Genomic DNA, 22,010 nt, shown 5'->3' with positions numbered 1-22,010 from the left:
ATTGGATGAACAGATCAAGAAGGAGAAGGCAATTTGGTCATAACCAGGATGAGAACCATTCCGATAAGGAAAGGTTCAGATTCCCTCTGGATATGGATGATTTGGCACAGGACGATGCAATCAGTAAACAGGCTGAGCCTGAGCCGGCTGCTGAAACCAGAGATCAGGGTGACCCGATAAGAAGAGAGCAGCAGCAGTCACTGCTGGATGACAGCCGTTATCAGAGAAGGCGTCCGAAAAAGCATACCATTACGAAAGCTCGCGCGGTGCCATCGGCAATACATGGTTCAAAAGGGAATCCGGGTTCGAGAGATCATGATCAGAAGGATGAGTCTGCTGAAAGTGAAAAAACCGGGTATGTTTCCCCGATTGTCGAGCAGCTGAAAAGGGATCGGCAGAATCGTGAGAAAAGACAGCAGAAGCGTCTTCAGAACAACGAGAAAAAGATGCAGATCCATCCAACACATCTTGAGCCGACGTCTGCCGAAGTGGTGCAGCCGGTTTCTCTGGATAAGGGCGAAGACAGCCGTGAAGGGCAGAAGTCCACTTCTCCTTTCAATGTCATCATGACACCCTACGATAAGAAAAAGCATAGATCAAACCAGAATACAGCTAAACGGAGTGGCCCTAAAAGTACATTGCCACCCCTACATATATTAGGTGAAGGTCAGGACAGCGCCTATGAAACTTCCGGTGAATCATTTGCTGATGAGGTGGTTGCTGCGTTTGATGCGATTGGTGTGCCGACAAAAGTCATCGCCTACCGGACGAATGGCATCATCGGACGCTATGAGCTTTCCCTGGAAAGAAACTTCAGACTGAACGTCATCGGAAAGCTGAAGGAGCACCTGATTGAAGTGCTGCCTTTTGAAGATGTCAAGATTATTGCGCCGATTGTGGGTACAAGTAATATAGGCGTCGAGTTTGCCCTGCCTGTAGTACACCCGATACCATTCAGCACACTGTTTGCATCAAGTTCACTCAGAACAAGGAAGAACGATTTCAAATTCGTCATAGGCAAGACGGTGGATGATCAGATATTCAGCTTCCCACTGCAGAAAGCCGGCCATATGCTCATCTACGGCGGGGAATCGCTTCATTCGACAAGAGTCATCGATAACATCCTCGTTTCTCTGATGATGAACCACAGCCCAAGGGAGCTTGAAATCATGGTGGCTTCCGACAAGGAGAGCCATAGAGCTTATGGTTCGCTTCCCTATGCGTTCAGGGAGCCGGTATCTCTGACAGACAAGCATGTACTGCATGATGTACTGGAAGAGCTGAATGATAGGCATAACCAGTTCAGAAGAGCGCATGTACGCAATCTGGACAGCTACAACAAGCGGGTCAGAACCGATGCAAGAAAGAGTGTAGTAGTGATTGTCATTGATGATCTGTCGGAATTGTTCGAGCACAATAATCCAGAGGCGATCCGGAGCATTGTACAGATTCTGAAAAAAGGCAAGCCGCTCGGCATGCATCTGATAATGAACCATTCCAGGAAAGATGTCGGCATACGATTTGAACTGCTGCAGATGATGCAGACCCGCATTTCATTCAAAGATGAGAAATCACGCGTAGTGGATAACAGCAATGAACTGGTCCAAGGCAATGATATGCTGATCCAGATTCCAACATCCAACAAGCCGCTCAGAGTGAATGCCGGTATACTGGATCAGAAAATAAAGGAAAATGTTCTTTCTCATCTGAAAGGCATGACCCGATGAATCAATTTATGAAAGTATGGTGAGCGCATGGAAAAATATCATTTTATAGGAATTAAGGGGGCAGGCATGAGCGCCCTGGCCCAGGTACTCCATGATCTCGGTCATGAAGTGCAGGGAGCCGACATAGAAAAGGAAGTTTTCACTGAGCATCAGCTCAGAGACAAAGGCATCAGGATTCTGCCTTTCGATCTTGCCAATGTAGTGGAAGGCTTCACTTATATCGCAGGAAATGCCTTCGATGACAATCATGTGGAGATCAGGACAGCGTTGGAAAAGGGGTATCCGGTCATCCGCTACCATGAGTTCCTTTCACAGTTCATGAACCAGTTCACTTCAATCGCTGTAACCGGTGCGCATGGCAAGACATCAACAACCGGTCTGCTCAGCCATGTAATGAATGGAGATGTCGATACGACGTTCCTCATCGGTGATGGTACCGGATTCGGCCTCGAAGACAGCAAGTATTTCACATTCGAATCATGTGAGTACAAGCGCCACTTCCTGAGCTATCATCCCGATTACGCAATCATCACCAATATCGATTTCGACCATCCGGACTACTTCAAGGATCTGGATGATGTCGTCAATGCCTTCTCGGAAATGGCGGATCAGGTGAAAAAGGCGGTCATTGCCTATGGAGGGGATGAGCATACAAGGCAACTCGACTATAAGGTGCCTGTCTACTTCTACGGCATCGACGGTGATTTCGATGTCAGGGCTTCAAACATCGAGACGGTCTCCAATGGGACACGCTTTGATGTGCATGTCGGTGAGGCGTTTCTTGATACTTTCACGATTCCGATGTACGGAGATCATCATGTGCTTAATTCTCTTGCTGTCATTACTGTAGGCTATCTGGAGACGCTCGACATGGAAAACATCAAAAAGGCATTCATGACGTTCGGTGGTGTCAAAAGACGTTTCAGCGAAACATTCAGAAATGGCATGGTCATCGTGGACGACTACGCACATCATCCGAAAGAGATCCGTGCAACGCTTGAAACCGCCAGGAAAAAGTATAGCGGCCGTGATATAGTCACTGTCTTCCAGCCGCATACGTTCTCAAGAACCAAAAAGTTCCTGAACGAATTTGCGGATGCACTGTCCGCCTCCGATAAAGCATATATCGTGGATATATTCGGGTCGGCACGTGAGAACGAAGGGGAACTTTCAAGCCGGGATCTGGTCGAACTCATTCCTGATGCGGAGCTTCTGGATGAGAGTGATGATATTGCGAAACTCAACAAGCATGAAGGAGCTGTCATCATATTCATGGGCGCCGGCGATATCCAGAAGTATGAAAAAAGATTTACAGAGTTATTATCCTGATAATCATGAAAGATGTTTATGACACATGCATTTGGGTTATTTTAAAGAGTGAATAACAAAAAAGATATAGATGGAGGCGTTATGATGGATTGGCAAATTATTTTATACATTGCCGCAGGTGTTGCAGCACTTGCTTTTCTGATTCTTTGTATTGCGATTGCAATTGTACTGTTTTCAGTCAAAAAGAATCTGGACCATGTTGCAAAGACACTTGACGGAGTAGAAGGACAGATTCAGGGTATTACAAGAGAATCCACTGACCTGCTGCATAAGACGAATCGTCTGGCAGAAGATGTACAAGGCAAATCCGCGAAGCTGAACTCTGTAGTGGATGCTGTACAAGGTATCGGGCAGTCAATGAATAACCTGAATTCTTCAGTGGATAGGGTGACAAATTCAATTACCCACAACATATCACAGAATGAAGAAAAGATTTCCCAGGTTGTCCAGTGGTCAAATGTTGCAATGGAAGTTGCAGATAAATGGCAGATGCGTCAGAAACGCAATAGCGCGTTCAATACAAAGTATTCTACAACAGCTGAAAGCGATCCGGAAAATCTGCCGGTTGCTGTGAACCAGTCTGTAACAACAACTGATAATCTTGATGAAAACCGCGTAAACGCTGGACTTGACGACGAAAGAAATAAATAGGAGGTTCTTATATGGAAACCTATAATCGTGATCGCCATCTCCACGGAGTTGAGGAATATGAAGAACAGATCAACCAGACGACTGGAAGAGATTTCTCCGTCGGTCTGATCATCGGCCTTCTTGTAGGTACGGTAGGCGGTCTGCTGCTTGCACCGAAATCCGGAGATGCTCTAAGAGACGATATTTCAGACCAGACCCAGAAATTCTCCAAAAACTCAAGCAATGATAGTGGCAGTGATGGAGAAGATAAAGGTCTAAAGGAAAAAGTTCAGGAAAAAACGGATGAACTTCGCGGCAAAGTAGAAGAAAAGAAAGATGATGTGGCTGCCAAGAAGGGCGAAAAGGAAGAGAAGAAAAGGGTTAAATCTCTTGATGAATCTGCAGTTAAAGCACAGAAGGACGCGATTCACGAAGAAGTCAATGAACCGAGTACGGAAAATGCCAATACTGTAGATATGTCCAAGTTCTCTGAAAGCTCTGAAGCAGACAAAAAGTCATAATAGTATGTTTTGCTAAAATAACCACATGTTCACTCATGTGGTTATTTTTTTGACCAGGATGTGTCATTGCGACCCTCAGAGCAGGGATAATTTCAATCTTGGAATGATTTCTTCATGACTAAACCCCATGGTCGTGTTATTATAGTACAAAAAGCGTTTTCAGAAGCGTGTGGAGGTGCAATATGACGGTTACTATATATGATGTTGCCAGAGAGGCTAAAGTTTCCATGGCAACCGTCTCAAGAGTGCTTAACGGGAATCCTAATGTTAAGCCCGAAACAAGAAAAAAAGTTAAAGATGTAATAGAGAGGCTGGACTATCGTCCAAATGCCGTAGCACGTGGTCTGGCAAGTAAGAAGACGACGACTGTCGGCGTCATAATACCAGATATTTCCAATCTGTATTATTCTGCATTGGCAAGAGGTCTTGATGATATTGCTGAAATGTACAATTATCAGATCATCATTACGAATACAGATAATGATCCGGGTAAGGAAAGGGATGCTTTCCTCGGTCTCATCAGCAAGCAGGTAGACGGCATCGTATTCCTCGGTGGTGCACTGAATGAGGAGACACTTAATGACATCAAGAAATCGCATCTTCCTGTCGTCATATGTGGTACGAGTGAGAAGGATGAAAATATGCCTTCAGTCAATATCGACTACAATGAGGCAATCAAAGAGGCGGCATCGAAGTTTCTGGATGGTGGTGCAAAACAGATTGCATTTGTCGAAGGGTCTTATTCAGAGCAGTTGGAACGCCATATTGTAGATGGTCTTAAAGCTGCTTATGATGAACATGACATGACATTCGATGAGCAGTACATCATATCCACCGGTGCAGACTACCAGTCCGGTGCAGAGCTGTATGATACCATCAGGGAACTTGATGCCGATGTCGTCATCACAATGAGTGATGAAACAGCGATTGGTCTGCTTCATAAGGCAATGGATAACGGTGTTTCGATTCCTGATCAGCTGGAAATACTGAGCTGCAGCAATACGCGCCTTGTCAATATGGTGCGTCCGTCGCTTTCGAGCATCGCATTGCCGCTATATGATATTGGTGCAGTCGGCATGAGACTGCTGACAAAGTATATGAATGAAGAGACTGTGGAAGAGGCTAATGTCATCCTTCCCTATAGTATCGAATATCGTGCAACAACAAAGTAATGTCTTTCTCAATGTAAAGAAGCACCCTGATCATACGATCAGGGTGCTTCTTTACGTGAAACCTACTCATCCTCCAGGTGGCGCATGGCGCGTGACATCATGCTGCGGTTCTTCTCGTTTATTTCCTGGCGTCTCGGTATATCCGTATAGTCATCCAGAGTATCTTCCCAGTTGACAGGAAAGTCGACCGGACACTTTTCCTGATATTGTTTGACATATGATTCAGGAAGCTTGCCTCGAGGTGCCTCCTGACCATTCATTGCAAACCACACCTGGGCCCACATGCGGGGGACGACCTGCCAGATGTTATAGCCGCCACCGCCAACAGCAATCCATTTTCCATCGGTATACTTGTCGGCCATCTCGTTGACAAAGCGGGGAATCTCCTCGAAAGTACGGGAAGTCAGTGAAAGATGGGTCATCGGATCGCGAAAGTGTGCGTCGACGCCATTCTGACTGAATATGACATCCGGCTTGAATTTTATAATGGCTGCTTCAAGTGTCTCCTTGAAAATCGACAGGAAGGAATCATCTTCTGTAAATGCATCAATCGGCAGGTTGACGGCATAGCCGAACCCTTCCTCAGTCCCGCGCTCTGTCAGACTCCCGGTACCGGGGAAAAGATATCGGCCCGTCTCATGGATGGAGTAGGTCATCACTTCGTTCGTATGATAGAAGATCCATTGCACACCGTCTCCGTGATGGGCATCGGTATCAATGTAGAGCACGCGCTTATTATACTTTGTTCTAAGATACTCTATGGCGACCGCGGTATCATTATAGATGCAGAACCCACCGGCCCGTCCGCTGAAACCATGGTGCAGACCACCTGAAAGATTGAGCGCTTTGCTGCATCTGCCTTCCATCACCGCCTCCACGGCAGTAAGCGTCGCACCGACCAGTATGCGGCTCTTATCATGCATATCCTCAAAACTCGGCGTATCCTCTGTGTCGAGGCCATAGTTCTCCAGCTTATCCGGTGGCAGTTCACCTTTGCCTGCTAGTTTTACTGCTTCGATATAATCCTTCTTATGAACAAGTTGAAGTTCCTCATCAGTCGCTTCGCGCGGCTTCATGATATCAGCTGTCTCCAGATGACCCGACGCCATCAACAGATCGGTAGTCATCTTCAGACGCATCTGATTGAAAGGATGGGTGGAGTTGAAGCGGTACTTGAGCAGGGATTCATCGTAGATGTAGACGGGTTTTGTCATTGGCCCATCTGTGAAGGCTCGAGTACTGTGAACCCTCTATCTTTGAGTATGTCGATGGCTTTTCTTGGATTCATAGCCTGAACCCTGAGCAGGACGGTCTTGTAACCTTTTTTCTCCTTGTTCCTGTAGACGGAGATGCTGATGATCTTGATATTCAGTTCCTTGAATACTTTACCGATATCATGGATGACGCCGGTACGGTCTTCTATATCGATTTCTATGATGGACCCCGGCTCGGTCATCCCGGTGAGTTCCAGATAGGTGTTCAGCATATCCTTCTGTGTGACGATACCGACTACCTTGTCGTCTCTCAAGACAGGTATGGCACCGATGGAGTAGTGGTAGAAATCGAGCGCAATCTCCTCTACAAAATCCATCGGATGGCAGTAGGTCACCCTCTTGCGCATGATTCTCGATATGGGTACCTTCAGGGTAAAGTCCGGATCTTCGTCCGAGAGTACAGAAGGCAGGGTCAATTTGATATCCCTGTCTGAAATGATGCCGACCAGTCGCGTGTTTTGATCCACAATCGGAATATGGCGGAATGCATTCTCCCCCATCATGTTCAGCGCATCTTCAATCGTATGTTCAGGCGTCAGTGTCTTGACCGGTGTTGTCATGATTCTTTCAACCAGCATGCTATTCCTCCTAGATAAAAAAGCGGTTTTTGAATCTGAGTTCATCAAATGCCATCATCTGTTCTTCTTCGATATTGCTGCCTATGCGTGCCATCAGTGTGTTGGCGGGATGTCCTGTGATTTCAGGATCATTCGTCTGAAAGACTTCAAATCCTGCACTTGCCATCAGACTGATCATCAGTTCCTTATATTCGTATACACCAAGACCGCTGTTCTTCAGATCCCAATGCCAATAGTATTCGGTTGTAATGATGATGTAGTTCTCCATATGATCATCCTGCATTGCAAGCTTGAGCAGTCGCTTGCCCAGACCGAAACTGCGGTAGTCGAGACTGATTTCGACAGCACCGAGTTCCATGATATAGGGCAGGTTGCCATCGGACCAGCGCTCCATGGGGTCGGGGTGCAGGAAGGTCACGTACCCGATGATATGGGATTCTGTTCGAACAATGATTATCCTGCCTTCCTCGAGATCCGCAATTTCCATGACTGCTTCGAACTGCTCTTTCGGCGGGCGAAAGGCATCAAGACCATCATCAAATGTGAAAGCGGAAAGCGTTTCGGCGGTCAAGGGCCCTTCTACAATAAAAGAATGGTTTTCCGTCTCAAACTCCTCTTTATAATAAGTCTTCGTATGATGCAAAAAAAGACCTCCCGAATTTTATTTCAATTATTTTGAAAAATTGCTCTATTCTATTATATAATAATAGATGTAAAAGAGAAAATACAAAAGGGGAGTTACATTATGAAGGTAGAACTCTATGAAGCAACGGATCAGAATCCTAACCTGAAGGATTATGACGAGGCGGTAAAGCACCATGACTGGAGAGAAGTCGAGAAGCAATTCTCCTGGTATGAAACAGGAAAATACAACATGGCTTATGAATGCATAGACCGACATGCCGAAAGTGGAAAGGAAGACAAGGTTGCACTGCATTATAAAAATGGAGATCAGAAGCGTTCATATACATTTCTGGACTTGAAGAAGGCATCCAATAAAGCAGCCAACGTCCTGAAAGATGAAGCCGGTGTTGTCAAAGGGGACCGCGTATTCATATTCATGTCAAGAAGCCCGGAGCTGTATTTCTCACTGCTTGGTGCATTGAAGATTGGTGCAATCGTCGGACCGCTTTTCGAAGCGTTCATGGAGAAGGCTGTCAGGGACCGTCTGGAGAACAGCGATGCGAAAGTCATCATCACCACACCGGAACTGCTGCCGAGGATCCCGGTGGACGAGCTGCCAAGTCTCGAAAAGGTTGTTGTTGTCGGAGACGGTGTCGAAGCAGATCATATAGATTTCAATAAAAGTTATGAGAGCGCTTCCGATGAATTTGAAATTGAATGGCTGGAAAAGGAAGATGGTCTGATTCTGCACTATACAAGTGGTTCGACAGGTCAGCCGAAAGGTGTCCTGCACGTACAGCATGCCATGGTACAGCATTACATCTCAGGCAGATATGTGCTCGATCTGAAGGAGGATGATGTCTACTGGTGTACTGCTGACCCGGGCTGGGTGACAGGAACGTCATACGGTATCTTCGCCCCTTGGCTCAATGGCGCGACCAATGTCGTTGTTGGTGGACGTTTCTCTCCTGAAGCATGGTATGGTGCAATCCAGGATCTTGATGTCACAATCTGGTACAGCGCGCCAACTGCTTTCCGCATGCTCATGGGTGCAGGGGATGAGATTGTAAATGAATTCGATCTGTCATCCCTCCGTCATGTACTGTCCGTCGGTGAACCGTTGAACCCTGAAGTCGTCAAATGGGGCATGAAGGTGTTCAACCTGAGAATCCATGATACGTGGTGGATGACCGAAACGGGTGCCCACATGATCGTCAATCTGCCGTCCATGGACATTAAAGGCGGTTCCATGGGTAAACCGCTGCCGGGTGTTGAAGCAGCCATCATCGACGATGAAGGCAATGAACTTCCAGCAAACCGCATGGGCAACCTGGCCATGAAGAGTGGATGGCCGTCCATGATGCGCAAAATATGGAAAAACGATGCGAAGTTCGAGTCCTATTTCATCGGTGACTGGTATGTTTCGGGAGATTCCGCCTATAAGGACGAAGATGGATACTACTGGTTCCAGGGCCGTGTGGATGATGTCATCATGACAGCCGGTGAACGTGTCGGACCATTTGAAATTGAATCCAAGCTTGTGGAGCATCCGGCAGTACAGGAAGCCGGTGTCATCGGCAAGCCTGATCCGATACGCGGAGAGATCGTCAAGGCGTTCATTTCCTTGAGGGAAGGCCATGAAGCCACGGACGAACTGAAAGAAGAGATACGCAAGTTCGTCAAAGAAGGACTGGCAGCACACGCTGCACCAAGAGAAATCGAGTTCAAGGAAAAGCTGCCGAAAACAAGAAGCGGTAAGATCATGCGCCGTGTACTGAAAGCATGGGAGCTCGATCTGCCGGCAGGTGACCTGTCTTCGATGGATGACGATTAGAAGATAGTACTGATTATAAGAATTGCCCCTGTAATACGTGGGGGCAATTTTTTGTCGATTATGGCATAATGGAATTGGATAATCGAATTGCTATTGAGGAGATGATATTGTGGCACATATGACAGATCAGGAAATCGCGACGCAGGCGGACATCAGACCGATTGAGGAGATTGCAGAAAAAGCGGGCATTCCCTACGATGCTCTGGAGATGTACGGCAAGTACAAGGCGAAGGTGGATATACATAAAATACAGGGAGATGAGCAGCACTCCAAAGTTGTTCTTGTCTCTGCAATGAACCCGACTCCAGCCGGTGAAGGCAAATCCACTTGTACAGTCGGGCTCGCTGATGCTTTCAACAAGCTCGAGAAGAAGGTGATGGTCGCCCTCCGTGAGCCTTCCCTTGGACCCGTCATGGGAATCAAAGGCGGGGCGACAGGTGGTGGACGCGCGCAAGTGCTTCCGATGGAAGAAATAAACCTGCATTTCAATGGGGATCTCCACGCCATCACGACAGCGAACAATGCATTGTCTGCATTCATTGATAACCACATCCATCATGGCAATGCGCTTGATATTGACCCGAGACGGGTAACATGGAAACGTGTCATGGATATGAACGACCGTGCGCTGCGCCAGGTTGTTGTCGGACTGGGCGGAGTGACACGCGGTGTACCAAGAGAAGATGGATTCGATATCACGGTCGCGAGTGAGATCATGGCTGTGCTATGTCTGGCAAGCGATCTCATCGACCTGAAGAAGAAGCTCGCCGAAATCGTCATCGGCTATACTTATGACAGGGAACCGGTCACTGTCGGCCAGCTTGAAGTGGAAGGGGCACTCGCACTGCTGCTCAAGGAAGCAGTGAAGCCGAACCTTGTCCAGACCATGGAAGGCACACCTGCTCTTATTCATGGCGGGCCGTTCGCCAACATCGCGCATGGGTGCAATTCCCTTATCGCAACAAATACCGCAAGAAAACTGGCCGATATTGTAGTGACGGAATGCGGATTTGGTTCTGATCTTGGCGGAGAGAAGTTCATGAACATCAAAGCTCGGAAAGGCAATTTTGCACCTGATGCACTCGTGCTTGTCGCAACAATCCGTGCACTGAAGATGAATGGTGGTGTAGCTAAAAAAGATCTTGGCGAAGCAAATCTGGAAGCTTTGAAGCTGGGCATCGTGAATCTTGACAAACATATCGAAAATGCACGCAAATTCGGTGTTGAACCTGTCGTTGCGCTCAATGATTTCGTGACTGACACAGATGAAGAGAGAGACTTTGTACTCGACTGGTGCAAAGAGCAGGGTGTAAGAGTATCCCTTACAAAAGTATGGGAGCACGGTGGTGCCGGTGGAACCGATCTGGCGGAAAAAGTACTTGAAGTGCTCGAAATGCCTCAGAACTTCCATCATCTCTATGAAGATGCACTGCCAATCGATCAGAAGATCGAGACGATCGTTACAGAAGTATACGGTGGCGACGGCGTCATCTTTACAGACAAGGCTAAAAAGCAGCTTGCTGAAATCGATCGACATGGCTGGGGCGACTTCCCGGTATGTATGGCCAAAACACAGTATTCACTAAGTGACGATCCTGCACTGCTTGGACGGCCGAAAGGCTTCAAAGTGACCGTCAGGGAAGTGGTCGCAAAAACCGGGGCCGGATTCGTGGTCGCGCTGACTGGAGACATCATGACAATGCCTGGATTGCCGAAGGTCCCATCAGCTGTAAATATGGACGTAGATGCCGATGGTAGTTCCACAGGGCTTTTCTGAAACAAATAAAAAGATGGCCGCCTTTCCTGGAATGGAAAGGCGGCCATCTTCAATTTTTAATCTTCGTCTTCATCTTCGTCCTCGTCATCATCAGAGCTTGAGGACCTTCCTTGGCCGACGCTGTAGCGGTAGTCATAGGAATTCGTGACAGTGCCTCTCAAGTCGGAAGTGCTGAGTTCGGAATCGAAATCTTCACCCATTCTCTGCATGATTTCAGGGTCGTTGAGACTATCTTTATCAGTCAATCGTGTATCTTCTGCAATCAGACCTTCTCCGACATTATCAAGATCAAGCTCACAATCCTCTTCAGTCTCCATGGTCAGTGCACAGTACTCGACTTCCCTGACTGAAGATGGCCGGCTGAAACGTTCATTGGCACCGAGCTGTTCTGGCGCCACTTCGCTTATTGCCTGAGCCAGAGCACGCCAGTTGTAAATGTGCATATGCTGTTCACTATCCTGATTTTGAACCTGTGGGATGTTACGGTCATAACCCATCCAGACACCCAGAGTGACTTTTGGATTATAGCCCATAAACCAGGAATCGACGAATCCATTAGACGTACCTGTCTTCGCTGCCCAGTCATAAGTGTCACTGACTTGGTCGTAGTAGTCCTGAATGTAGTAGGCGGAGCCGGTCTGGAATGTCTCTTTCAGCATATCCGTCATCAGATATGCTGTAGAATCCTTGAATATTTGAGTGGATTCACTTTCGTGTTCATAGATGGTTTCACCTTCAGGACTTGTGATGGATTCAATCATATAGCTATCCACCAGTTCGCCGTTATTAGCGAACGTGGAGAATGCATTCGCATTATCCTCAACTGACATGGTATGAGAACCAAGTGGTGTTGATGGTACCAGTGTATTTTCGTCGGAATAGGCATTTTCACCAAGTGGTATACCCATCTTTTCAAAATACTCCTGTGGATTTTCCTTTCTTACATCCGCCCACAGTCTCAGTGTGCTCAAGTTGTAGGAGTTGCTTAAGGCATGCTTGGCAGATACAAGGCCGAATTCTTCATCCACATCATAGTTACGTGGGCTATAGTCAATTTCAGGTATAGTAAAGATTTCATCGAGCAGTACAGTATCCGGTGCAATGATGCCTTTATCGATGGCAGGACCGTATGTGATCAGTGGTTTCATTGTGGAACCTGCCTGACGGCTTGTCTGGGTGGCGTGGTTGATGGAAGAGCGATCATGATCACGGCCGCCGATGAAGCCGAGAATCTTACCGGTCTGGTTATCTTTCATCACTGCACCAATTTCATGCTCCAGTATCTCATCTTCCTCTTCCTGCTCTTCTTCTGTTGCATCCGTTGCGTCTGCAATACTTCTTGATCCGTAGTAGTAGTTGGAATTGTCTTTGACATTCTGCATCGTATCGTAGATGGTCTTATCGATTGTCGTTTCAATGTGGTAGCCTTGATTTCTCAATGCGGTGTTGGCTTCATTCGTATACTGCTGGTTGATGAGAGGAGTGGAGTCGACGTCTTCTCTTGTCAGGCCATCCTCCTCAGCAAGATGGTACTTGAGTATATCAATGCTGCGTCTTTCGATCTCATCCGTCAGGAATGGATAGTTCTGGTTCGGCACTGTTACGCTTTCTGCCAGGTTGGCGTAAAGATCGTAATCGAGTGCCTGTTCATACTCTTCCTGGGTGATTGCTTCTTCTGTAAGCATTCTTTCCAGGACAAACCTCTGTCTGTTCTGGCCCGCCTCAAGAAGTTCCGGATCTTTTACAGTCCCCCCTTGCAGGAATGGTGTGTAGGCGTAAGGGTTCTGAGGAAGACCGGCGATGAATGCACTTTCTGCAAGATTCAGATCGCCTGCATCCTTACCGAAAATGCCTTCTGCGGCTGCCTGGATACCGGCGATGTTCTGGCCATTGGCGTTACGGCCGAATGATACGGCATTCAAGTATGCTTCCAGTATTTCTTCTTTCGAGAGCATCTTTTCGACACGGAAAGCAAGCAGCAGTTCTGTCGCTTTGCGGTCGAATGTTGTCTCATTCGTCAACAGCTGGTTTTTGACAAGCTGCTGTGTGAGTGTACTTCCGCCTGTACCGGAACTGGAACCAGCAACCTGCTGGAGGGTGGCCCTCAGGAAGGCTTTTGGTACGACACCATTATGGTCGTAGAAGTACTCGTCCTCAGTAGCGATGAGGGCTTCGGAGACGTAGGGTGAAATACTATCGTAGTCGACCCGCTCACGTATAAGATCGGCTCTCAATGTACCCAGTGATTCACCTGAGCCAAAAGCGACGGTCGTACTTTCCGTCATCTCTGTCAGAGCTGTCCTCACTTCTTCCACCGGCTGGATCTCCTCGTCATTCACAAGTGCGGCAAAGTAGCCGAGGCCGATACTGAGGCCAAGTATGCCGAGCAGTGTAAACGTAAGCACTGAGAATAGTATTATATTCCAGACGGTATCATAGGCTGTAAAAAATGAAATTCTGAGAGGGGACCCGGTCTTTCTGAAGCGTGAAGTGACGCTATTGTATTTCTCTTTGAAAGTGGATCCTTCTATGGCATCCGGCTTCGTTACTGTATCTCTGCGAGAAAATAGGTTTTTAATATAAGTTAAAAAGTCGTTGTTCTTCTTCATTGTTACCTCCTATCATCGGTCATTATATCACATTCGAAACAATTAGAGTTAGTGATTCAGGGGCGGCTATGGCTGTTTTGTGAAGGAGTTCCGGGGGGATATATTGGTTGCCGGAATGGACAGCCGTCGGTCCGCCCTTGACTTTTTGGCATCAAGACTATATCATTTCTATAAATTGATATAATTCGAGTGGCAGACAAGTAGCTGGTGCGGCGGAATACAGAGAGCTGATGGATGGTGGGAATCAGTGCACGCGACCAAGTGAATACACTGCATCAGACATTCGTACGTCGGGGCGGACGTTTTTGCCCATAAAGATAAACTGTTTGGTGGTACCGTGTATTCAGCACCCTTACTCATGTAAGGGTGCTTTTTTATATCAATTTTCATATTATATACTATTCCAGGAGGAAGAGAAATGAACGCATTGCTTGAAGATTTGAAATACCGGGGGATCATCCACCAGATAACGGATGAGGAAAAGATTACTGAACTGCTCGCTCGTGAACAAGTTTCCATATACTGTGGCGCGGACCCGACGGCTGATAGTCTGCATATCGGCCACCTTGTACCTTTCCTGACCCTCAGAAGGTTCCAAAAACATGGTCACCGTCCAGTTGTATTGATTGGTGGCGGTACAGGTATGATCGGTGATCCATCTTTCAAAAGTGATGAGCGGAAGCTTCAGACAGAGGAACAGATTGCGGCGAATGTTGCGGGAATCAAAAAACAGATGGAGCGTATATTTGATTTCTCGGATGCAAATGGCGCATTGCTCGTCAATAACAAGGACTGGCTGCAGGAAATCAGCCTGATCGACTTTCTCAGAGACTACGGCAAGCACGTCAGCCTGAACTACATGCTTGCCAAGGATGCTATCCAGACGAGGCTTGAAACGGGCATCTCATATACTGAATTCACGTACACGATCCTCCAGGCAATCGATTTCGGCCACCTGAACAAAAATCATGGAGTGAAAATGCAGATCGGAGGCTCCGACCAATGGGGAAACATCACAAGCGGTCTCGATCTGATGCGTCGTGTCTATGGTGAAACGGAAGCTGAAGGCATGACCATTCCACTTGTTACAAAGGCGGATGGGAAGAAATTCGGCAAGACGGAATCCGGTAATATCTGGCTTGATCCGAAGCGTACATCACCATACGAATTCTACCAGTTCTGGATCAACCAGAGTGATGCAGATGTCATCAAATTCATTAAACTCTTCACGTTCATGGAGAAGAATGAAATAGAGGCTTTGGAAGAATCCATCAAAACCGAGCCGCACCTAAGAAAGGCGCAGAAACGCCTGGCTGAGGAAATCACTACCTTCCTCCATGGAGAAGAGGCATTGGAGGAAGCACAAAATATCACAGAGGCACTTTTCAATGGCGAGATCAAATCACTCTCGGTGGACCAGATCAGGGATGCGTTCAAGGACGTGCCGTCCGCAAGCTACACGGATGCGGATATGAACATCGTCAAAGTGATCGTCGACACCGGCATTTCGTCTTCACGCAGACAGGCGAGGGAGGACATCAAGAATGGAGCCATCTACATCAATGGTGAGCGCCAGCAGGATGTGGACTATGAAATCGGGGAATCAGATAAGCTCGATGGGGAGTTCACTATCATCAGAAGAGGCAAGAAAAAATACCACGTAGTCAAATACTCATAGAACACAATGGGGCTGATGCAATGCATCAGCCCCATCTGCATATCTCAAGGATAGTATTCAGTGTTTAAACGTTTCTATTCGTGATATTATATAGGAAATAAAAGTTTAGAACAGGAGAAGGGAAAATGAAAAAATTACTGATACCTCTAGGTGTCATCATCGGGTTTTTCATCATTCTTGCGATGATATTTGCTCCAAAGTATAACCAGTTTGTCGGCCTGGAAGAAGAAGTGAACCAGCGGGAGTCACAGATCGAGACCCAGCTGCAGAGAAGGGGCGATCTGATTCCGAACCTTGTCAACACAGTGCAGGGGTATGCTTCACAGGAACAGGAAATATTCACCGACATCGCTGAAGCAAGAAGCCGTCTCTCAGGTGCACAAGGTGTAGAGGAGATGGCAGAGGCGAATGGCGAAGTCACTTCAGCTCTATCCCGCCTTCTTGCGATTTCGGAAAACTATCCGGACCTTCAGGCGAGTGAGCAGTTTACAGGTCTCCGCGATGAGCTCGCAGGGGCTGAGAACCGCATTGCGGTCGCCCGCCAGGATTATAATACATCTGTCCAGGAATACAACGAGAATACGCGTACATTCCCAGGCAACGTGATTGCAGGACTTTTCAACTTTGATGAAAAAGCATACTTTGAAGCCGATGCATCAAGCAGGGAAGTTCCTGAAGTTGAATTCAACACTGAACAGGATGGAGAGTAATGAAACGCCTGGTCACGCTCATGCTGATCCTGTTCGTGTTTTCAAGCGTTCCTGCTGAAGCACGGGTTGCTTTGCCAACACTTGATACCTCTCATTACTTTGTGCAGGATAATGCTGGCGTGCTGAGTGATACTGCGGTTCAGGAAATCAACGAAATGGGTACTTATCTTGAAGAAGGTACCGGCGTTGAAATGCTGCTTCTTACCATGTCCTCGACTGGTCAGGAGCATCGGCAGGACTATGCCCTCAAGGCACTGCGCGAGTATGGTATCGGCAAATCCGAAGCGGATAATGGCATTGTAATCCTGCTCAATCTGGACAACGGCAACGAGTATAATAACCGGGGTGTGGAAGTCCAGGTAGGCTATGGCATCGAAGGGTATCTGAATGACGCCAAGATAGGCAGGATCATCGATAACGTGGCAATGGAGGACTTCATCGCAGCAACAGAAGCCGAGGATGGCTCTGCTGATGCAGCTGCCCACTATGCACAAGGTCTGTCCGATCTTTATGCAGCACTCTACCAGGAGTCACTTGAAGCATATGGATATGAGGATGGGGAATTCACCCGTGATACACCGGAAGCGGATGAGAACATGCAGTCGGCAGAAGGTGAAAATACCAGTGCTGGTGGTTCCATCTTCAGGCTGCTGTTCATGATGGCAGTCATCTACCTGCTGTTCAAAATCATGGGAGGCGGTGGCAGACCACCGAGAGGCGGCGGTCGTAGACGCCGTAGAGGTGGCCCGGTCGTATTCTTCCCACCATCCGGTGGCGGTTCCCGAGGGGGCGGCTTCGGTGGTGGTGGATTTGGAGGATTTGGCGGCGGCTCCGGCGGCGGTGGCGGTGCAGGTCGAGGATTCTAGCTTTAAGTCAAAAAAGGTTCTGTGGATTTTTCCACAGAACCTTTTTTTAAAATATGAAATGCGCAATCAGTGTGATGATTGGAAGTGTAATGGCAGTACGGAGCAGGAAGATGACGAACAGTTTTCCAAGCCCGACCGGTATTTTGGAACCGAGTATGACACCGCCCACTTCTGAAAGATAGATCAGCTGTGTGATGCTCAGTGCACCGATGATGAAGCGGGTCATATCTGCCGATACGCCTTCGATCAGTATAGCTGGGAGGAACATGTCGGTGAATCCGATGAATAGTGCTTCAGAAGCAGCTTGCGCTTCAGGTATACCCATCAGCTCCAGAAGTGGAACGAATGGTGCACCGATCCATGCGAATATCGGCGTGTATTCGGCAAGCAGTGTGCCGAGGGTACCGATGGCCATGACAATCGGCAGTACCGCAAACCACATATCAGCAACAGTTTTGACACCGTCTTTCAGGAAGCCTCCAAGCCCTTCCGCTTTTTCAGAGCGGTCGAGTGCTTTCTTATAGCCCCAACTAAAAGGATTGTAGCCCGAAGGAATGGTTTCATCCAGTTCTTCCCCTTCGACGTAGTAGTCATCCTTGATCCAGGATAGTGGTGGGATTCTCGGCATGATCAGTGCAGCAGCAACACCTGCAATAATGATTGTCATATAGAACAGACCGAAGTAGTTCATCAGTCCGATCAAGTCCAGTATGACGATGGAGAACGTAATGGACACGACCGAGAATGTAGTCGCTATGACCGATGCTTCCCGTTTGGAATAGTAGCCTTTTTCATATTGGTTGCTCGTCAGAAGCACACCAACCGTGCCGTCTCCGACCCAGGATGCAAGATTGTCCACTGTGGAACGGCCTGGCAGTGTAAAGAGTGGACGCATGATTTTGGCGAATATAGAGCCGACGAACTCAAGCAGTCCGTAGTTGAGCAGTAGTGGCAGCAGAATGCCGGCAAACAGGAATACAGCGAACAGCGTAGGTAGCAGGTCGTTAAGTATCATTCCGCCAGTGACATCGGAATTGACTGCCTCCGGACCAAACATATAATAGGCCATCAGCGCGAATACAGCTCCTGCTGCTCGCAGAATGACCCATATTGTGTTTGTTCTGAACAGATTTTTCAAAAACTCCGGACCAGGATTGACTATCCAGCTGAATAGAATGGTCAGCAGTGCAGAAAGATTTATTAGAAGAACAACAATCAGAATGACATTATCAGGACCAATCAGATCGATGAGCAAACCTGCAAGGTACGCGACTGGAATGGTCGTTTCTCCATCAATCTGTATCGGAAAAAGAAACATCAGCACCCCGATCAGCGAGGGTATAAGGAATTTAAATAAAGTTGCAGTTCTATGCATAAAAAGACCTCCTTCTTTAATAATTATACATATTAGGCGACTGTTGTAAATCACAAATGTATAGAAAGCGTTTTCATTAGCTGTTTATATTTTATACTCCCCTTCATACTTATGCAAACTAATTTTCATTTTTTTACTTCAAGGACAGTCAAAGGATTGGTATAATCAGGAAAAGGAGGCGTTTTGATGAAAATCATTGATACACACTGTGATGCATTGCTGAAGCTGCAGACAGATCGTAGACGGACTTATACATTCGAAAACCGGATGCTTGAATTCAAGGACGGAGCCGGAATCGAAACGAACGCCGATAGGTTATTGGAGGGACAGGTGAGAGTGCAATTCTTCGCAATATTCATACCACCGTTGCTGCCGGATAATGAAAAATGGCAGCATGCACTCGAGCAGGTGGACTGTTTCTATGATGAAGTGCTCAGTCAGGAGAACTTTGTCCACATCAGAAGTTTTGATGAAATCAGTCAGCTCGATGAAAATAAGATTGGTGCAGTGCTGACACTTGAGGGTGCGGATGCTGTGGGAAATGATCTGGTTAAATTGCGTACACTTTTCAGGTTGGGTGTACTGTCTGTGGGACTGACGTGGAATAATGGCAATCTTGTAGCCGATGGCGTGGGGGAGACCCGGAATACCGGATTGACTGAATTTGGTCTCGGGTTCATCGAGTGCTGCAACAATCATGATGTGCTCTTGGACATCAGTCATCTGAACCCGGAAGGGGTGGATGTGGTCATGGAGCGTGCAAACCGCGTCATCGCTACCCATTCCAATGCAAGAGAAGTGTTCGATCATCCAAGAAATCTCTGTGATGATCAGATCAGAACATTGGTCAGTAAAGGGGGGATGATCAATATTGTTTTCAACCCGCCGTTCATTACGGAAGGCAGTGTACGATTAGAGGATCTGTTTCCTCATATCGACCACATCGTCGACCTTGTCGGGGAGGATGCCATCGGTCTCGGCTCGGACTTTGACGGTATCGCTTCACATATAGAGGGGCTGGAGAATGCCGGAGCATATCAGAATCTTGTAGAGGCACTGATTGAACGCTATGGAGAGGACTTTGCCAGAAAGATGACACATGGGAATTTCCTATCAAATTATGTAGAAAAAGACTTGTCATAGACAAGTCTTTTTATGAGCTGTTTCCTGAAGTCAGCTGATCATAATCTTCCTGGATGGTCTGGTAGCGTTCCCGGACCAGTTCTTCCTGGGATTCGATTTCAGAAAGCTGTTCATCCACTTCTTCTCTGAAGTCACTATCACCCAGGGGATTGTAGTTTACAAAAGTACGGTTGAATTCACCATATAGTTCGATGAGATTTTCCAATGAATTGGTATATGTCAGCATTTCTTCTTTAAGCTGTTCATGTTCTGTGCCTGTTACAGTGTAATTATGGATGGTTCTTCTTAAATCTTCAATTTTAGGAAGCGCCTCTTCATAGATTAAACGGAGTTTGGCTTCCCGGTCTTCACTTTCTTCCATCTCATTGAACAGTTCGGTGAACTCCGTCTGAAGTTCTTCATGATTTCTTTCAAAAGCTTCATAGAGGTCATCCAGAGCCTGCTGATCACCTTGGGCACAGCCTGCCATAAGCAGAAATATCAGTATCGGGATTAATTTCTTCATCATACCACCTCACCAGTATTTTAACACGTATATGTTTATATGCATCATGTTATGATGTATACTGGTCAAGTTGACTTTTTTGAATAGGTGATTATAATGAATAGAAAATTACTGTTAACCTTTACTATCGGGGTCTTTCTTCTTGGCATGATGGAACTCATCATCTCAGGCATACTTGAACTCATGAGTTCGGACCTCGGCATCTCAAACGCACTTACAGGACAGCTGATTACAGTCTACGCAGTGAGCTTTGCCATTTTTGGACCAATACTTGTCAAAGCGACCGAAAACTTCAGGCCCAAGCCTGTCATTCTGGCATCTCTTGTCATTTTCATACTTGGAAATCTGATATTTGGACTTTCCAGCACATTTCTGATGCTCGCCGTCGGACGTGTTGTAACAGCACTGGCAGCGGCTGTGTTCATCGTCAAGATTATGGATATGACCGTACTGCTTTCGACACCTGCCATCCGCGGGCGCATGATTGCACTGGTATATATGGGATTCAGTGCAGCCAATGTGTTCGGTATTCCAATCGGCACCTTGGTCGGACAGCAGTTCGGCTGGAGGGTCATCTTCTGGCTCGTCATACTGCTCGCAGTTCTTGTCGGTCTGGGCATTGTGGTACTGACACCGAACAAGAAGGGCGACGACCTGGGTGATCCGGTACCTGATAAAATATTGAATATGAAAAATATCGCGTTATATATTGGTATAACTATGTCGGTCCTGATCGGAAATTATATTGTCATCGGCTATATTTCCCCGCTCATGACATCGAACGGCTACACTATCGGAGATGTTTCCATCGCGCTTCTCATTGCGGGTGCCGGCGGCATGCTCGGTACTATACTCGGCGGTAATATGGTTGATCGGATGGGCACTAGGAAGACACTGGGAATCATGCTGTCACTGTTCATGGTGACGATGGCGCTCATGCCGCTTCTATATGGCATTCCAGCACTCTTCTACATCAATCTTTTCCTTTGGAGCCTGTTCCAGTGGAGTACAAGTCCAACCGTGCAGAGTGGACTGGTTGAAAATGTCCAGGGCTCGGCAGCCAATGTCTTCAGCTGGAACATGTCAGGTCTGAACCTTGGTATCGGTATCGGTGCAGTCATCGGTGGCATCTACATCAACTGGTTCGATATCAGCTTTGCACCTTGGCTCAGTGTCTTCATCATCGCCATGGGTCTTCTTTGTACTGTGTTCATCAAGGAAACGGAACAATCGTATCAATAAGCCAATATAAAGGTTGTGAGATCAAATGTTCATCAGACTGATACTGGTCATTGCACTCTCTTTCTTCGTCATATATGGACTCAACTATCTCGATCTGGCAGATGTGGGCTACAGTTTCCAGACGGTGGCAATCACTGCAGTCACGCTCATAGTGCTTGGTCTGCTGTACCGGGTCTTTACGAAATTTCTGAAGGTCATTCTGTTCGTATTCGTATTTCTACCGCTTGTGGCTTTCGGCATCTATTATATCTATTCCTTTTTTACAGGAACTCCAATGGAACTTTTCGATATGGACTGGATCGGGAGAGGCGCTCAATGGTTTTGAGTGCCTTTTTTTGTTTCTGTTGATCAATGGTGGAGGTGTTGCATGTGATTTCGGCTGGTTTCAAAGGATGCATTTCAGGAAACAATATAAT

General features: G+C 47.1%; 19 protein-coding genes. 13 read left to right on the top strand and 6 right to left on the bottom strand.

Going from position 1 to position 22,010, the window contains the following annotated elements; all coding sequences use genetic code 11:
* The first annotated feature begins 5 nt into the window (after positions 1 to 5).
* The 5 genes from GQ671_RS04220 to ccpA all read left to right on the top strand — a co-directional run bounded on the left by GQ671_RS04220 (position 6) and on the right by ccpA (position 5,379).
* On the top strand, positions 6 to 1,727 hold the full coding sequence (locus GQ671_RS04220; RefSeq protein WP_160653135.1) for a DNA translocase FtsK: 1,722 nt from the start codon (positions 6 to 8) through the stop codon (positions 1,725 to 1,727).
* A gap of 27 nt (positions 1,728 to 1,754) precedes the next feature.
* Positions 1,755 to 3,056 (top strand): UDP-N-acetylmuramate--L-alanine ligase, encoded by a 1,302-nt coding sequence (murC, locus tag GQ671_RS04215; protein ID WP_160653132.1) that lies wholly within the window; start codon positions 1,755 to 1,757, stop codon positions 3,054 to 3,056.
* A gap of 84 nt (positions 3,057 to 3,140) precedes the next feature.
* The gene (locus GQ671_RS04210; protein ID WP_160653128.1) at positions 3,141 to 3,707 is read left to right on the top strand and encodes a DUF948 domain-containing protein; all 567 of its coding nucleotides are present in this window, start codon (positions 3,141 to 3,143) and stop codon (positions 3,705 to 3,707) included.
* 11 nt (positions 3,708 to 3,718) lie between these two features.
* A complete protein-coding gene (locus GQ671_RS04205; protein ID WP_160653125.1) occupies positions 3,719 to 4,207 on the top strand; it encodes a YtxH domain-containing protein in 489 nt (162 codons plus the stop codon).
* A 182-nt stretch (positions 4,208 to 4,389) separates the two neighbouring features.
* On the top strand, positions 4,390 to 5,379 hold the full coding sequence (gene ccpA / locus GQ671_RS04200; protein ID WP_160653123.1) for a catabolite control protein A: 990 nt from the start codon (positions 4,390 to 4,392) through the stop codon (positions 5,377 to 5,379).
* A 62-nt stretch (positions 5,380 to 5,441) separates the two neighbouring features.
* On the opposite strand, the gene GQ671_RS04195 is transcribed toward ccpA, so the two are convergent.
* The 3 genes from GQ671_RS04195 to GQ671_RS04185 are packed head-to-tail and all read right to left on the bottom strand — an operon-like array spanning position 5,442 to position 7,874.
* Positions 5,442 to 6,593, bottom strand: coding sequence for an acetoin utilization protein AcuC (locus GQ671_RS04195; protein ID WP_160653120.1), 1,152 nt, complete (start codon positions 6,591 to 6,593; stop codon positions 5,442 to 5,444).
* Positions 6,590 to 7,231: a CBS and ACT domain-containing protein gene (locus GQ671_RS04190; protein ID WP_160653115.1), complete on the bottom strand. Its 642-nt coding sequence runs from the start codon at positions 7,229 to 7,231 to the stop codon at positions 6,590 to 6,592. The genes GQ671_RS04195 and GQ671_RS04190 overlap by 4 nt, the downstream gene beginning before the upstream one ends.
* 10 nt (positions 7,232 to 7,241) lie before the next feature.
* Positions 7,242 to 7,874 (bottom strand): GNAT family N-acetyltransferase, encoded by a 633-nt coding sequence (locus GQ671_RS04185; RefSeq protein ID WP_160653112.1) that lies wholly within the window; start codon positions 7,872 to 7,874, stop codon positions 7,242 to 7,244.
* A 102-nt stretch (positions 7,875 to 7,976) separates the two neighbouring features.
* On the opposite strand from GQ671_RS04185, the gene acsA reads away from it, so the two are divergent.
* Together acsA and GQ671_RS04175 are read left to right on the top strand one after the other, a co-directional pair.
* Positions 7,977 to 9,689 carry an acetate--CoA ligase gene (gene acsA / locus GQ671_RS04180; RefSeq protein WP_160653109.1) on the top strand — a complete coding sequence of 571 codons (1,713 nt, stop codon included), beginning with the start codon at positions 7,977 to 7,979 and terminating at the stop codon, positions 9,687 to 9,689.
* A gap of 109 nt (positions 9,690 to 9,798) precedes the next feature.
* Positions 9,799 to 11,466: a formate--tetrahydrofolate ligase gene (locus tag GQ671_RS04175; RefSeq protein ID WP_160653106.1), complete on the top strand. Its 1,668-nt coding sequence runs from the start codon at positions 9,799 to 9,801 to the stop codon at positions 11,464 to 11,466.
* Positions 11,467 to 11,522: 56 nt separating this feature from the next.
* Here GQ671_RS04175 and GQ671_RS04170 read toward each other — a convergent pair whose 3' ends face one another.
* Positions 11,523 to 14,075 carry a transglycosylase domain-containing protein gene (locus GQ671_RS04170; protein ID WP_160653103.1) on the bottom strand — a complete coding sequence of 851 codons (2,553 nt, stop codon included), beginning with the start codon at positions 14,073 to 14,075 and terminating at the stop codon, positions 11,523 to 11,525.
* 418 nt (positions 14,076 to 14,493) lie between these two features.
* On the opposite strand from GQ671_RS04170, the gene tyrS reads away from it, so the two are divergent.
* The 3 genes from tyrS to GQ671_RS04155 all read left to right on the top strand — a co-directional run bounded on the left by tyrS (position 14,494) and on the right by GQ671_RS04155 (position 17,329).
* Positions 14,494 to 15,753 (top strand): tyrosine--tRNA ligase, encoded by a 1,260-nt coding sequence (gene tyrS / locus GQ671_RS04165; protein WP_160653100.1) that lies wholly within the window; start codon positions 14,494 to 14,496, stop codon positions 15,751 to 15,753.
* A 125-nt stretch (positions 15,754 to 15,878) separates the two neighbouring features.
* Positions 15,879 to 16,463: a LemA family protein gene (locus GQ671_RS04160; RefSeq protein WP_160653097.1), complete on the top strand. Its 585-nt coding sequence runs from the start codon at positions 15,879 to 15,881 to the stop codon at positions 16,461 to 16,463.
* A complete protein-coding gene (locus GQ671_RS04155; protein ID WP_160653094.1) occupies positions 16,463 to 17,329 on the top strand; it encodes a TPM domain-containing protein in 867 nt (288 codons plus the stop codon). The genes GQ671_RS04160 and GQ671_RS04155 overlap by 1 nt, the downstream gene beginning before the upstream one ends.
* Positions 17,330 to 17,375: 46 nt before the next feature.
* Here GQ671_RS04155 and GQ671_RS04150 read toward each other — a convergent pair whose 3' ends face one another.
* Positions 17,376 to 18,704: a YjiH family protein gene (locus GQ671_RS04150; protein WP_160653091.1), complete on the bottom strand. Its 1,329-nt coding sequence runs from the start codon at positions 18,702 to 18,704 to the stop codon at positions 17,376 to 17,378.
* 186 nt (positions 18,705 to 18,890) lie between these two features.
* On the opposite strand from GQ671_RS04150, the gene GQ671_RS04145 reads away from it, so the two are divergent.
* Complete coding sequence (locus tag GQ671_RS04145; RefSeq protein ID WP_160653088.1) at positions 18,891 to 19,847, top strand: dipeptidase; 957 nt, start codon at positions 18,891 to 18,893, stop codon at positions 19,845 to 19,847.
* Positions 19,848 to 19,857: 10 nt separating this feature from the next.
* Here GQ671_RS04145 and GQ671_RS04140 read toward each other — a convergent pair whose 3' ends face one another.
* Positions 19,858 to 20,352 (bottom strand): hypothetical protein, encoded by a 495-nt coding sequence (locus tag GQ671_RS04140; protein WP_160653086.1) that lies wholly within the window; start codon positions 20,350 to 20,352, stop codon positions 19,858 to 19,860.
* A gap of 96 nt (positions 20,353 to 20,448) precedes the next feature.
* On the opposite strand from GQ671_RS04140, the gene GQ671_RS04135 reads away from it, so the two are divergent.
* Positions 20,449 to 21,594, top strand: a complete 1,146-nt coding sequence (locus GQ671_RS04135) for an MFS transporter (RefSeq protein WP_160653082.1) — start codon at positions 20,449 to 20,451, stop codon at positions 21,592 to 21,594.
* 25 nt (positions 21,595 to 21,619) lie between these two features.
* On the top strand, positions 21,620 to 21,919 hold the full coding sequence (locus tag GQ671_RS04130; RefSeq protein WP_160653078.1) for a hypothetical protein: 300 nt from the start codon (positions 21,620 to 21,622) through the stop codon (positions 21,917 to 21,919).
* Positions 21,920 to 22,010: the final 91 nt, after the last annotated feature.

It is taken from the genome of Salinicoccus hispanicus, from assembly GCF_009831115.1.
GTDB lineage: Bacteria > Bacillota > Bacilli > Staphylococcales > Salinicoccaceae > Salinicoccus > Salinicoccus hispanicus.
The sequence above is the reverse complement of the archived record's forward strand: the minus strand, read 5'-3'. Positions and strand labels throughout refer to the sequence as shown.

Coding starts and splice junctions, on each gene's coding strand:
- GQ671_RS04220 (WP_160653135.1), top strand. CDS start 6: ATGAACAGATCAAGAAGGAGAAGGCAATTTGGTCATAACCAGGATGAG.
- murC (WP_160653132.1), top strand. CDS start 1,755: ATGGAAAAATATCATTTTATAGGAATTAAGGGGGCAGGCATGAGCGCC.
- GQ671_RS04210 (WP_160653128.1), top strand. CDS start 3,141: ATGGATTGGCAAATTATTTTATACATTGCCGCAGGTGTTGCAGCACTT.
- GQ671_RS04205 (WP_160653125.1), top strand. CDS start 3,719: ATGGAAACCTATAATCGTGATCGCCATCTCCACGGAGTTGAGGAATAT.
- ccpA (WP_160653123.1), top strand. CDS start 4,390: ATGACGGTTACTATATATGATGTTGCCAGAGAGGCTAAAGTTTCCATG.
- GQ671_RS04195 (WP_160653120.1), bottom strand. CDS start 6,593: ATGACAAAACCCGTCTACATCTACGATGAATCCCTGCTCAAGTACCGC.
- GQ671_RS04190 (WP_160653115.1), bottom strand. CDS start 7,231: ATGCTGGTTGAAAGAATCATGACAACACCGGTCAAGACACTGACGCCT.
- acsA (WP_160653109.1), top strand. CDS start 7,977: ATGAAGGTAGAACTCTATGAAGCAACGGATCAGAATCCTAACCTGAAG.
- GQ671_RS04170 (WP_160653103.1), bottom strand. CDS start 14,075: ATGAAGAAGAACAACGACTTTTTAACTTATATTAAAAACCTATTTTCT.
- tyrS (WP_160653100.1), top strand. CDS start 14,494: ATGAACGCATTGCTTGAAGATTTGAAATACCGGGGGATCATCCACCAG.
- GQ671_RS04160 (WP_160653097.1), top strand. CDS start 15,879: ATGAAAAAATTACTGATACCTCTAGGTGTCATCATCGGGTTTTTCATC.
- GQ671_RS04155 (WP_160653094.1), top strand. CDS start 16,463: ATGAAACGCCTGGTCACGCTCATGCTGATCCTGTTCGTGTTTTCAAGC.
- GQ671_RS04150 (WP_160653091.1), bottom strand. CDS start 18,704: ATGCATAGAACTGCAACTTTATTTAAATTCCTTATACCCTCGCTGATC.
- GQ671_RS04145 (WP_160653088.1), top strand. CDS start 18,891: ATGAAAATCATTGATACACACTGTGATGCATTGCTGAAGCTGCAGACA.
- GQ671_RS04140 (WP_160653086.1), bottom strand. CDS start 20,352: ATGAAGAAATTAATCCCGATACTGATATTTCTGCTTATGGCAGGCTGT.
- GQ671_RS04135 (WP_160653082.1), top strand. CDS start 20,449: ATGAATAGAAAATTACTGTTAACCTTTACTATCGGGGTCTTTCTTCTT.
- GQ671_RS04130 (WP_160653078.1), top strand. CDS start 21,620: ATGTTCATCAGACTGATACTGGTCATTGCACTCTCTTTCTTCGTCATA.